Here is a 13346-nt window from a genome sequence, read left to right as displayed (position 1 = left end):
TCCTACTTTGCTAAAGAAACAAAATAGGGATAAAATAATAAAATATCAATTACAGACACAAACTTGTTAAGTAAGGGCATTCATTTATTTCATATAATCTACTATCCTTTTATTTAAGCAATAACAAAAAATTAATTAAAAGGAGAATGTACATGAAAACTTTTAGAACGACTGAAATAACAACACCTTTATCTGCAGAGCAAATTAGTCAATATGAAAGGGATGGATATTTAGTAGTCAGTCAAGGATGCAGCAAGGATCTGATACATGTATATAATTCGCACATCTATAACATCCGTTCAGCAGAAAACGTAGTGGATTGGGCAAAGCCAAGTCCAAATAAACAACTGAATGATGATGGCCGATTTTCATTACGTCTCTTCAATCCACATTTACACGATAGTTTCTCAGAACAAATGATGAAACTTCCAATCATAAGGGGAGCATTGGCGCAACTATTGGGTGATGAAGCGGTCGGGATTCAAAGCATGTACTTCTTTAAAGCTCCAGGGACACCTGGGCAAGCGGCACACCAAGACTATTACTATATTGATAATGAACCTAATACATTAACAGCAGCTTGGATTGCAATGGAAGACGTCGATGAAGAAAATGGATGCTTGTGGGTAATACCTGGAAGTCACAAAGATGGATTACGTCCACACGGAAGAGTAAAGGATTCTTCTGAACATGAAGCTTGGACAGACGAAACTGAAGGTGTAGATCTTTCTAAACAGATTCCAGTGGTCATGAAAGAAGGAGATATAGTATTCTTTCACAATTTATTGATCCACTCTTCTGGTAAGAACCGTTCAACAGATCGCTGGCGTAAATCTTATGTATGTCATTATGTCCGCCATGATTCGGAAGTGGTTAGAGAAGATTTGAATAAGAAAATCTCATTAGTATAAACAACCCTGGCAAGCTTTGCGGTGATAAAGCAAGGGAGGAATTTAAAATGGAACTGGCAGATAAATCAGGTACTGAAACACCATTTTTGGTTAGTGATGCATTTGCAGGCACGATTGTATATCCCCCTGGTGGACATTTTGGTCCCAGGATACAAAACGACTTGCAATTAGTATTACTCCATACAGGTGCAATGAACGTTTCTATTGACGGTGTGAAAAACCAAATCCCAGTCGGATCAGTAGTATTATTAAAACCAGGACATAAAGAAACCTTTTTATTTGCCAAAGATATGGAAACTTGGCATCGTTGGATTTCGGTAACACCTGCTTATATCGATGAAATGTGGTTAGAAAAGCTAGAACAATTACCACTATATATACCGATATCAGAAAAAATGAATGAACTGACCAGTCTCATTTTAGCTATTCAACTTGACTATACACAAGAGGATTCCCCTGTCTTGCAGTCTTTAGGTGAAGCTGCTATTTGGTTATACATTAGTGAGAGCAAGAAAATTAATTTACATCGCGGACACCCTGCTCTTTTAAAGGCAAAAGAAATAATAAGCCATCAATATCATGAAGACTTATCTTTGAATGATATAGCACAGGTAAGTGGTGTGACACAAGAACACTTAATTCGTTTATTCCAAAAGTACGAAAACACAACACCTAAAAAGTATTTATGGAAGCGGAGAGTGGAAGCTGGCTTAGAGTTATTAAGGAATACAGGGTTGCAGATTGAAGAAGTCGCTTATAAAGTCGGCTTTAAAACCTCCTATCACTTTGCACGAGTTGTGAAACAACATGTAGGTAAAACACCATCACAAATAAGAAGTGAATCATGGAATAAGTGATAATCATAAAGAAAGATGACTCCTTAATATTATTCGGAGTCATCTTTTTTTATCGACTTTATTCTCAATTAGCAATCTCTTCATATAGCTTGCACCAAGGAAAGCGTAGTGTATTTCCGTAGCGGTAGAACTACCCTTACATTGTCGGATTTACATCCATGTCTAATCGTTTTGTCTCAGCCTCTAATATTATTCAATGCCTAGTTCTTCTTTTAATTTTTTTATATCATCTCCTAACTGTCTCATTGCAGTATCTTCAATCTTATTTAGAGTTGTTTTAGAATCTATATTCTTATCAATCGATTCATTGACATTATCTATATATATTCCCCAAGCTGGACCGTCAAGCGTCGTTAACCGACGAACAGGAATTTGCTCATCAATACTAGAGTACAACTTATAATCTTGTTGTCCACCAAGAAATTCATTTGTTAATTCTTGATACCATGGTAAGGAAGTTATATGATACCAAGCAGGTTGAATTGAATCATCAAGGAACAACTTCCATGCGGTTTCTGTCTGTGTTATCCATTGTACCCAAGCCCATGCAGCTTCCTTATTTTGACTTTGTTCAGGTATAACAAAAGCCGATCCTCCCAGTCCAACACTTAATCCTAATGGCATATATGTTGCTCTCCATTTACCTGCTTGCTCTGGAAATGATCTTTCCAAATCACGAGCAGCCCATGTAGCAGCTGGGAAGGATGCAACTACTCCTTGTTTCACCATTTGTTTACCTTCATCTGAGAAGAGAACAGAAGTTTGAGCCGCCCAATCAAGTTGAGACCCTTGCTTTACAAAATCAAGTAATTCTGCCATTTTTTCATCATTTCTAGTCCAATTGAAATTGGAGTCAAAATATCCAACTGCATCACCATAATGAACTGCAGGTGAATCACGCCACTCATACATATACTTTCCATTTGCAGCTAATATTCTGGCTGCATCTAAAACATTCTCTTTACTCTGAAGAAATTCACCGAGTTCCTCGGGATCACTTGGCAATCCCATCTCTTCATATATATCTTCTCTATAATAAAATACTCCTGGTGTTACATCCCAAGGCATACCAACAAGTCTTTTTCCATCAATAGATTTAAAACGTTCCCAATTATAATCAGATACCATTCCTTCATAACGACCTGCGTCAAAAGGAGGTTGAAGTAAATCTGCTAGCATATCCCCGGATGAATATCGAGCAAAGAAACTTTGTTCAACCTGAGACACATCAGGTGCACCGCTTCCTGCAGCAAGTGTAGTCTGCAATTTATCATGCATTTCACCACTTGGCAATCCATCCACAAGTTTTACAGTAATATTAGGAAAATCTTTATTAAATGCTTCAATTACATCGTCATATATTAAACCTGCATCTCCCCAAGCCCAAAATGTTATTTCTCCTGAAATACTCGGATCAATTACAAATAGTTCATCTTTAACATTTCCATTATCTCCCCCTTTACCTTTTTCTCCATCAGAACCCGAATCCTTACTGGAACAACCTGAAATCAATAACAAAGCAAAAATTAATACGAGAATTCCCCAGAGTCTCTTATCGATTGTTTTATACATCCTTTTACATCCCCTTTTGAAAAGTAAGTATAATTCGGACAAACTCATTAAGAACTAATCTATAAACCTTTAAACCTATAACATCATTCCTTCCCTGTTGTAATGTTGTCATTACCAGATGAGTGAAAAAGAATTAATTCGGCCAGTTAGATGCATCTCCGTGATGTAGTGTTGTCATTACCAGTTAACTACATGATAACGCTTACCTTCAATGAGGTCAATACTTTCCAAAGAAAAAAACTGACTTCTTACATGACAGAAGTCAGTTTTTTTCATACAGTTTATTTTAATCCATACTCTTCTTTTAATTTCTCTATTTCTAGAGCAAGTTGCTTCAATGGTGGATTTCCCTATTAATCTAATAGCTTTGCAATCTCCTCATTTACAGCTTCTCTAAGTCCTAATATATATTCCGCTTCAGTTGGATACTCTGAAAAAGTTATGGTTTGTTCTTTTTCCATTAAGTCTATTACGTATTTTTTTCCTTTCAATTCAGCTAGCCATTGAAACGCACGCAAATCTTGGAGTGCTTGTGCAAATACTCTTAATCTGATGGAAGCTAGTGGTGTACCATTTTCTCCAGGATACACGAGGAATGCATCACCAGATGGGAACGCATTAATCGCATCCGTGATGTCAAACGGATTAATCTTTAGTTTTGAAAGCTGACTGTTATAAAAGTTATAGCCCCAATGCAAGAAACCTTCTATGTCATATTTAAATAATTGTGTGCCAATTATTCTAGTTCTTGCAGAAGGCATTGCCATGAAACGATTACTTACAAATTTAGTTTGTCCACAGCAATAATATGTCCATAAATTCGGAACTCCATGTCTAATGAATTCATCAATATGACTGTTGGCAACTACCGGTTTCCTCACAATTCCATTCTTATAGAATGAATAATCACTTAGTGCATCAATGATATGAAAACCTTCTAAATATGGCTCCGCAATCTCCTTTGCCTTTTTATATGTCTCGACATTTCCTTCATTAGGCTCATCCGAGATATGGAAATAAACCTTATCAGGATCCCAATTCTCACGTAAACATTCAGTTAATGCTGGTAGAAATGCAGCTAAAAATTCTTTGTATAATTCACTGTCTGCAGCTATATCCCACCCAAATTTACGGATATACTCCCCGTTTTCTTTCACGATAATTTTTGGTGCGAATTCCGCTCCCCATTGTGTAAAAAGATGGGCAATTTCTATATATTGAATCCCATTTCGTTTACACATTTCCAACCACTTTTTTAGTAGTGAAAAATCAAAATGATACTTATTCTGATCGTACGTTATTTTTACTAGTTGAACCGTTGTTCGCTCTCCACCAACTTCTGTATCTAAAGGAGGCGTAAACACAGGTGTTAAGATCATATTTATGCCGTTTTCACTAGCTGTTTTTACAAAATTCTCGACAATACGCCAATGCTCATCAGAAAAAGCCCCAACACCATAATAGTCTGCCAAACAATCCGTATGGAACCACTCCGTATGGATTAATTTCTGCTTTGGCAAAGAATGAGGAATAACCCATAATGAGAGCTGCTCATTCCATAATTCTTTTCCTTCTAAATCCGTAATCTTGATTACCACCGTATTCAAGCCTGCTCCTGAATGCGCCTTCAAATCAACCCAAAGCGCATTCCAACCATCCTTCTCCAATTCCATCCTGTTATTCTCCGCTGGTAATAGGAGATCAGGTAATAATCCTGGAGTTGTCGTTATATAATTATCATCGAAGTTATCGGGATAAGCAGGTAAATTAGATGGAACTTTCTCCACTTTGCTAATAGTCGTTTCTATTCCTTCGTTTGTTATGATCTGAATATTAACATAATCACTACTATCTGCTTTCTGATAATACGCAATTTGAAATGAATATTGTTCTTCCAGGAATATAGAAATTTCCCTTTGAGCAAATTCTCTTGGCTGACGATCTGGGAATACTTTCTCTAGAGCGTCTGCCAATTGAAATTGTATTTTCTTCATCTAACCATCTCCTCCACCTGATTCACTACTGTATAAGCGCCGTACAATGCCGCATGATTCCTTAACCTAGCCAATGTAATTTCTGTAGACACTTTATATACATCCATCACTTTATGTTGATATTTTTCTTGTATATCTTCTAATAATGACTTTCCTTGTGCTGTTATTCCTCCCCCAATAATAATAACTTCAGGATTGTAGAGGTGAGTAATATTCACGAGACCAGTAGATAAGTAATCTAAAAAATTATCATATGCTGCTCTTGCATGAGGATCCTGTTTTTTCACTAAATCCATTATCTCCTTACCATTTGCACTGTCGTTACCATTTGCACTGTCGTTACCAGAGATTCTCGTATAATGACGGACAAGTGCTCCTGTTGATGCATACCGTTCTAGACAGCCTTTAAAACCACATGGACAACTTTCGCCATCATGAACAATAGACATATGACCAAGTTCACCTGCTAAATAGCCTGCTCCTCGCATTAACCGACCATTTATTACTACTGCTCCCCCAATTCCAGTACCAAGTGTGAGAAGAACAACATCCTGCTTCCCTTGAGCTGCACCTAGCCAAACTTCTCCAAGGCAAGCACATCTAACATCATTCTCAACAGACACATGTAAATTTGTTTTTTCCTTTACTATTCTTGCAAGTTGTAATCCGGAATAGTCCTTAATATTAGCGGAAAATAATACTTCTCCACGCTCATGATCAATTAATCCACATGCAGAGATTCCAATATTTTGAATCTCATATTTTTGACTCATTAATGCCACTTGGTGGGCAATTATTTCAGGAATTTGGATTGCAGCGTTTTCCTTAGGAGTTGCTACTTTTCCAGTAGTAAAAATTCCTCCACTACTTGAAATAACACCAAACTTTATATAAGTTCCACCTATATCAAAACAAGCACTATATTTCATATTTATCTCCCCTCATTTAAAGGAGTCACTTTAACTTGTGGAACTAATTTTTCCACTACTACTTTTTCAACATAACCTGTTTGTTCCTCGACTGCATTTGCCATCCCGCATGCACAGGCGAATGCTAATGACTTGGAAATAGAGAACCCTTGTTGTAGAGCATATGCCATCCCTGCTAACATACTATCTCCTGATCCGACTGGATTTTTCACTTCCATTTCGGGAATCTCAGCTTTCAATATATTTTCTTGTCCTACTAAAATAGCACCTTTAGAACCTAATGAAAGCAATACATACTGTACTCCTTTATTACAAATTATCTTTGCTGCCTCTAACATCTCTTCTTCATTTGAAAGCTCTCTACCAACATACGCACGAAGTTCCATTTCATTTGGTTTTATCAAGAAAGGTCTACCTTCAATTCCCTCCGTAAGTGCGTTTCCACTTGTATCTAAAAGAAATGGTATATGTAATTCTCGAGTAATTTCCCCCATTTCCTGATAAAATGGACTTGGCATCCCTTTTGGCATACTACCTGAAGCGATAACTATATTTGCTTTCTGACACAGATGTTTAAAATGGTCTCGGAAACGTTCCACTTCCTCTTTCGAAATTGTCGGTCCTCTTTCCATTAATTCTGTTTGTGTTCCTGCTATAGGGTCTAACATAGCTAAACATGTTCTTGTTTCTCCCGTAATTTCCAAAAAATCATGCATTAAGTTTACACTGTCTAGTTGATTCTTAATCCAAGTACCAGTGCTTCCACCTAATAAACCAGTACACAGTACTTCACTATTTAATTGTTGCAGAACCCGAGAGACATTCAACCCTTTCCCACCTGCAGTCTTATTGCCATTTTCTACTCGATGCCCATGACCTATTTGAAAATGTTGTACATGATAGGATACATCAATTGCTGGATTTAGAGTTACTGTCAATATCATTGCAATCTACGCTTTCTGCAAACTTTTGCACATAAATATTTTGTCTCTTGCCACTTTCTTCAACGAATCAATTGCATCAGCAAAATACTTCCTTGGATCGTTGGCATCTGGATTTTCAATCAAATATTTTCTTAAATCAGCAACGAAAGCATTTTTCAATTCAGTAGCAACATTTACTTTCGTTATCCCCATACCAATAGTCTCTTGGACAAGTGCTTCTGGTAATCCTGATGCACCATGAAGAACTAGTGGAATATCCACAACTGCACGAATTTCTTGGAGGCGTTCTAAATCTAATTTCGGCTCTCCTTTGTAAAGCCCGTGTGCTGTTCCAATGGCCACTGCTAATGAATCAATACCTGTTCGTTCCACAAACTCAAGTGCCTCTCTTGGATTTGTATAGATGGCATCTTTTTCATCAACACTCATATCGTCCTCAATCCCACTAAGTCTACCTAACTCTGCTTCGACTACGACTCCTTTTTTATGTGCGTATTGTACTACTTCAGTGACAATGCTTACATTTTCTTCAAAGGGATAGTGACTCGCATCAATCATTACCGAGCCGACTCCCATATCTATTAAACTTTTAATATCGCTTACATTTTCATGGTGATCTAAATGTACTTCAAAAGGAATCGTATATTTTTTCCGTGCCGCTTCCATAATGCCGATTAAAAATTCTTCTCCCATATATTTTATCGTTCCTGGTGTTGCAGCAAGTAAAACTGGTGATTGTAATTCCTCCGCAACTTCTAACACTGCTTTCGCTATTTCTAGGTTATGAACATTAAATGCTGGAACTGCGTACTTCCCAGCTTGTGCTGAAAGTAATAAGCTATTTGTTGTCGTCTTCATCTTACTTTTCCCCCACATACGGATAGATTGTTACACCTTGAACGACTCGATTTATTGCCCCAGTTGGAGATGGGTTGTCAGGAGATAAACCGATTTGTAAAGACTTCTCATAAGCTAGTAATTGTGCAAAAATAATATAAGCAAACGCTAATTGTATATCTTCTAAATCACTATGAAGTGTTACGACATCATCACAGTAATTCACCAAGTCTTGATCCTCTATTCCAGTTAGCACCACGATAGGACCACGATCTTTATATGCATATAATTCTTTCAACATATCCACATCATATTTTCTTGTGTACGGATTATTAGAAAGATAGACTATGATATTCGTATCTTTATTAATATAAGATTTTGGTCCATGACGAAAACCTAAGGTTGTATCATATAATGTTGCAACCTTCCCAGCTGATAGCTCCAATAACTTTAAAGCGGACTCTCTTGAAAGCCCTTCAAATACACCAGATCCCAAATATACAAGTCTTGAAAAATCATTCTTCATTAATTTTTCAATCGACTTACTACTCAACGCTAACATATTTTTACCTGCTTCTGCTGTAGCAGTTGTTTCTCTCTCAAAGACTTCCTTATTGTTGTGAAATAAATAAAGTGCTGAAATCATCATCGTTGAATAACTGCTAGTCATTGCTAAGCTCTTATCATTTGCTTCTTCTGGTAGTACGAGGACAAGCTGTTGTTGTGTATTTCTAACTCTTTGTGCTAGTGCTCCATCCTTATTACATGTAATCGTAATTTCATAAAAATCGTTTACTATTTTTTCACTATTTTCAACAGCGGCAATACTTTCAGGGCTATTTCCTGAACGTGCAAAGGAAACTATTATTGTTGGAATCTCTTTATCTAGATAATAATATGGGGTAGCTGTTAAATTTGTAGTGGATACACATTCTGATTCCCATCCTCTTTTACGAATAGCATCTCGTATATATGGGTAGATTGTTTCGCCAACAAATGCACTTGTTCCTGCTCCAGTAAATATTACTCGAGCATGCTTATGCTTTGTTTCTATATTTCGTAAAAAGCGCTCGATTTCCTCTTTTTTAGCTGATAATTGTTCTATCGCTTTCCTCCATAGTTCTGGTTGTTGCTTTATCTCCCTAATCGTATGACATGTTTCCGCTTGATAACTTTGCATTTTTTCATCTCCCAATATTGTAATGTTGTCACTACCACTTAATTGAAAGTAGATAAAATTATCTACTTGAGTTCCACCGTGTACGTAAATTTATCTCCTCTAGCAATCGTAACCGTGTATTCAATTACCAAATCTTTTTCATATGTAGTTCGTATAATGAGAAGACTCGGCTCTCCCTCTTGAATATGCAATCTCTCTGCCTCTAGGTCAGTAGGTATTGTAACTTTAAAGCTCTCGTTAGCACGTGTTATCGTTGCTGAATAATGATCGCGAAAGATGTTATACATCGGATTATTTTCTAAATCATCCTTTGTTAAATTAGGAAATCGATGTACCGGTACATAGGATGTTTCATACATCATTGGTTCATTATCCGCATAACGCAAACGTGTTATTTCATATACTTGTGCACTTTCTTCTATCTTCATGTTTTTAGCTATGTTACTACTAGGATAAATAATTTTAAAATCCAACACTTTCGTGGATGGAACCTTATTAATTTTTTTCATTTCTTCTGTAAAGCTATAAAATTGAACAAGACTTTGATTAATCACTTTAGGAGATACAAACGTTCCTTTACCATGCTGTTTGTAAATATAGTTTTCTTTCTCAAGTTCTTGCATCGTTTGTCTAACTGTCGTACGACTTACATCATACATTTCACACAGCTCTCGTTCAGAAGGAAGTTTATCATGTTCCTTATAAAAACCAGATTCAATTTTTTCAATAATAATGTCGGTTAATTGATAGTAAAGTGGTAAGCGACTATCCTTATTAATCATTTTTTTCTCCTTACATGTAATCCTAATGATGTTTTTCTAACTGGACACATGGTTATTACCAGTTGTAGTTATTTTACCATAGTCAGATACTAAATTAAAGTGCTATTTCCAATATATTCAAAGAGCACCACTGTTTATAGTGGTGCTCTTTCTGTCACTTACTCCATACCATATTCTTCTTTTAGTTTTTCAATATCTGGACCGAGTTGTTTCAATGTATTGTCTTCAATTTGTTGAAGAGTTGTTCTTGAATCAATGTTTTTATCAATGGATTCATTAATCTTGTCGATATATAGTGGCCAAGCTGGACCATCTAAAGGAGTTACACGACGAACTGGAATATTATCTACAATTGTTTCATAAAACGCAAAATCCTTCTGTCCTCCAAGGTACTCATTTGTATGCTCTAAATACCACGGAAGCTGAGTAATATGTTTCCATGCTGGTTGGACAGCTTTATCTACATATATTTTCCAAGCTTCTTCCGAGAAGTTGAGGAACTCTAGGAATGCAAATGCTGCGTCTTTGCTGTCACTTTGTTCTGGGATCGAGAATGTAGAACCACCTAACCCAAAGTTAACACCAGCAGGCACCTTCGTTACACGCCACTTCCCTTTTAAATCTGGGAATGCTTCTTCCAGATGTCGTGAACCATTTGTTCCTGCAGGGAATGATGCTGCTTTACCTTGCTTCACTAACTGCTTCCCTTCATCACTAAAAACAAGTGACATTTGCGGTGCCCAACCTATTTGAACTCCTTCTTTCACAAAATCTAAAAGTTCTATCATTCTTTCATCATTACGAGTATAGTTTAATTCACTATCGAAATAACCAACCGCATCTCCATATTGAATTGCTGGTGAATCTCTAAATTCATACATATAAATATCATTTGCTGCTAAAGTACGCGCAGCATCTAATACGTTTTCAGGGTCTTGTAAATATTCACCTAACTCTTCTGGATCTGTTGGAAGTCCCATTTGCTCATAAATATCTTCACGATAATAGAATACCCCAGCTGTTACATCCCACGGGAAACCTAGTAATCTCTTACCATCAACAGATTTCCAACGCTCCCAGTTATATTCTGATTGTAAATCCTTATAACGTTGGAGATTATATTCTGGCTGAAGGAAATCTACTAATAGTCCTTCTGCTTGATATCTAGGGAATTGGCCTTGCTCTACATGAACTGCATCAGGTGCCCCTCTACCAGCAGCGATAGTAGTTGCTAAGTTATCATGTAATTCTCCCATTGGTAATACGGTCAAGTTTACTTTAATGTTTGGATATAATTTATTAAATTCCACAATTACATCCTCAAACATTTCATCCCATGACCAAAAGTCAATCTCTCCTTCTAGATCAAACTCATGTGTATACGTAATTTCTGTTGGTACATTTCCTGCTGCATTATCGCCATTAGCGTCATTATCACTTTTTTTGTTACTAGAGCAACCAGCAATAACAACAGCGAAAATTACTAGAAACAAGAAAACTTTCATTTTCCCCTTCATTAAGTATTCCTCCTCTTTATTAGTTAAATTAATTAATATCTTCCACATGCATTAATAGTCTATGGTGTTTGTATATGGGTTAAAATTAACAGAATTATAATACTTATTTAGCATCCGACAATTCTCTTTGTTTTTTCGACATGTGGTATCGTTTACATGATGTATGATATCGTTTACAGGTTTCCTTGTCAACCATAATATTAAAATTTTCTATTAAATACTAATTTAGTTTCTATTTCAAAAATAGTTAATAGAACGCTTACATCAAGTCTTTCTTTTTCTCTGATAATATGATACTTTTAAATTAATAAACATTGAAGATGGTGACCGCTATGAACAATATATTAAATAATCGAATCTATATATTTTTAGAAAAACTTTCAAACATCTTTATTCTTAATCTCATTTGGGTAATCGCTTGCATTCCAATAGTTACCATATTTCCTGCCACAGCAGCTATGCATAGCGTAATTAGACAATGGAAAATAAAAGGTGAAACAACCGTATTAAAACCATTTATAAAGCAATTTAAGCTGAACTTTAAACAAAGCTTCCTAGTAGGGCTTCTATGGATTCCTTTCGCAGTCCTGCTCTATGTTGATTATATCTTTGTTATTGAGACACAGTCCGGACTACGCTTAGCACTACTGGTTCCGTTATTTTTAATTGCTTTATTATTTACTTTTATGTCAGCATTTTTATTCCCTGTCATGGTTCATTATAATTTACGACTTAGGGATGTTTTAAAGAATACGTTTATTATCTCGCTAGCATATTTCCCAACTACTCTATTAGTTTTAATTGCATCTGTAGCATTATTTTTCGTCTTTCTGATTATACCGCCATTGGCATTGTTCATCTTCGCTTTTATCGCTTTTATTAACTACTCACTTTGCCATCGCTGCTTTGAAAAGATTGAAAGACTATTTGAGGATAGTTCAGCTATTAGCGAAGAAAAAGAAGCTGTTCAATAATGAGAGAAAAGAGCTAAATCTTTTTAGATTTAGCTCTTTTTTTGTTAATAGGGTTTGAGGATGGAGGAGATTTGAAGGTAGAAATGCCTTTCGTGTGACTATTGATGGACGGCGGAGTCTTATGTGACCTTTTATATTGAATTTGATGTTGCTAGGCATGATGGGGCTTCTTGATTGACCGTCTTCTTTAATTCTGACAGGAGCTGGGCATGATGAAGACTCCTGCGTGACCTATCACCTTGATTTTCTCATGAGCTGGGCGCGTTGAAGCTTCCTGCATGACCGCTTCACTTGATTTTAACGGGAACTGGGAACGATGAACTCTCCATCGTGACCACCTTCATTGATTCTAATGGGAACTGGGAACGATAAACCTTCTTGCGTGACCGCCTTCTTTGATTCTAACGAGAACTGGGCACGATAAACCTTCCAACGTGACCACCTTCATTGATTCTAACGTGAGCTGGGCACGATGAAGCTTCCTGCGTGACCGCTTCTCTTGATTTTGATGTGAAATGGGTACGATGGACCCTCAACGTGACCGCCTTCATTGATTCAAACGTGAGCTGGGCTCGATGGACCTTCTTGCGTGACCGCCTTCATTGATTCAAACGTGAACTGGGAACGATGGACCCTCCAACGTGACCACCTTCATTGATTCTAACGTGAGCTGGGCACGATGAAGCTTCCTGCGTGACCGCTTCTCTTGATTTTGATGTGAAATGGGTACGATGGAGCTTCTTGCGTGACCGCTTCACTTGATTCTGACGTGAACTGGGCTCGATGAAGCCTCCTGCGTTACCTCCCACCTTGAAATACACGGGAGACGGGCATGGTAAAGCTTCCATT

11 protein-coding genes are annotated in these 13346 nt (G+C 36.9%); 3 read left to right on the top strand and 8 right to left on the bottom strand.

Features of this window, described 5'->3' with window-relative positions; translation table 11 throughout:
- Nucleotides 1-152: 152 nt before the first annotated feature.
- Together ACFPM4_RS07635 and ACFPM4_RS07630 are read left to right on the top strand one after the other, a co-directional pair.
- Entirely contained in the window at nt 153-911 is a 759-nt protein-coding gene (locus ACFPM4_RS07635) for a phytanoyl-CoA dioxygenase family protein (protein ID WP_382349713.1), read from the top strand.
- A gap of 47 nt (nt 912-958) precedes the next feature.
- Nucleotides 959-1768 carry a helix-turn-helix domain-containing protein gene (locus ACFPM4_RS07630; protein WP_382349710.1) on the top strand — a complete coding sequence of 270 codons (810 nt, stop codon included), beginning with the start codon at nt 959-961 and terminating at the stop codon, nt 1766-1768.
- Nucleotides 1769-1957: 189 nt separating this feature from the next.
- On the opposite strand, the gene ACFPM4_RS07625 is transcribed toward ACFPM4_RS07630, so the two are convergent.
- The 8 genes from ACFPM4_RS07625 to ACFPM4_RS07590 all read right to left on the bottom strand — a co-directional run bounded on the left by ACFPM4_RS07625 (nt 1958) and on the right by ACFPM4_RS07590 (nt 11523).
- Nucleotides 1958-3340, bottom strand: coding sequence for an ABC transporter substrate-binding protein (locus ACFPM4_RS07625; protein WP_382349707.1), 1383 nt, complete (start codon nt 3338-3340; stop codon nt 1958-1960).
- A 353-nt stretch (nt 3341-3693) separates the two neighbouring features.
- Nucleotides 3694-5334: a DUF4091 domain-containing protein gene (locus ACFPM4_RS07620; RefSeq protein WP_382349704.1), complete on the bottom strand. Its 1641-nt coding sequence runs from the start codon at nt 5332-5334 to the stop codon at nt 3694-3696.
- A complete protein-coding gene (locus tag ACFPM4_RS07615) occupies nt 5331-6263 on the bottom strand; it encodes an ROK family protein (protein WP_382349701.1) in 933 nt (310 codons plus the stop codon). Before ACFPM4_RS07615 ends, ACFPM4_RS07620 begins: the two co-directional genes overlap by 4 nt.
- A gap of 2 nt (nt 6264-6265) precedes the next feature.
- Nucleotides 6266-7201, bottom strand: a complete 936-nt coding sequence (pfkB, locus tag ACFPM4_RS07610; protein WP_382349698.1) for a 1-phosphofructokinase — start codon at nt 7199-7201, stop codon at nt 6266-6268.
- Between the two features lie 12 nt (nt 7202-7213).
- Complete coding sequence (gatY, locus tag ACFPM4_RS07605; protein ID WP_382349695.1) at nt 7214-8065, bottom strand: tagatose-bisphosphate aldolase subunit GatY; 852 nt, start codon at nt 8063-8065, stop codon at nt 7214-7216.
- Between the two features lies 1 nt (nt 8066).
- Nucleotides 8067-9224: an SIS domain-containing protein gene (locus tag ACFPM4_RS07600; protein WP_382349692.1), complete on the bottom strand. Its 1158-nt coding sequence runs from the start codon at nt 9222-9224 to the stop codon at nt 8067-8069.
- A gap of 62 nt (nt 9225-9286) precedes the next feature.
- Complete coding sequence (locus ACFPM4_RS07595; protein ID WP_144927459.1) at nt 9287-10006, bottom strand: GntR family transcriptional regulator; 720 nt, start codon at nt 10004-10006, stop codon at nt 9287-9289.
- Nucleotides 10007-10164: 158 nt separating this feature from the next.
- A complete protein-coding gene (locus ACFPM4_RS07590) occupies nt 10165-11523 on the bottom strand; it encodes an ABC transporter substrate-binding protein (RefSeq protein ID WP_382349687.1) in 1359 nt (452 codons plus the stop codon).
- A 332-nt stretch (nt 11524-11855) separates the two neighbouring features.
- Between ACFPM4_RS07590 and ACFPM4_RS07585 the strand changes: the two genes are divergently transcribed.
- On the top strand, nt 11856-12497 hold the full coding sequence (locus ACFPM4_RS07585) for a YesL family protein (RefSeq protein ID WP_382349684.1): 642 nt from the start codon (nt 11856-11858) through the stop codon (nt 12495-12497).
- The last annotated feature ends 849 nt before the right edge of the window (nt 12498-13346 follow it).

Source organism: Lederbergia graminis, assembly GCF_042655485.1.
Lineage (GTDB): Bacteria > Bacillota > Bacilli > Bacillales > Bacillaceae_C > Lederbergia > Lederbergia graminis.
Note: the sequence above shows the minus strand (reverse complement) of the source record. Positions and strands in the feature narration are given on the sequence as shown.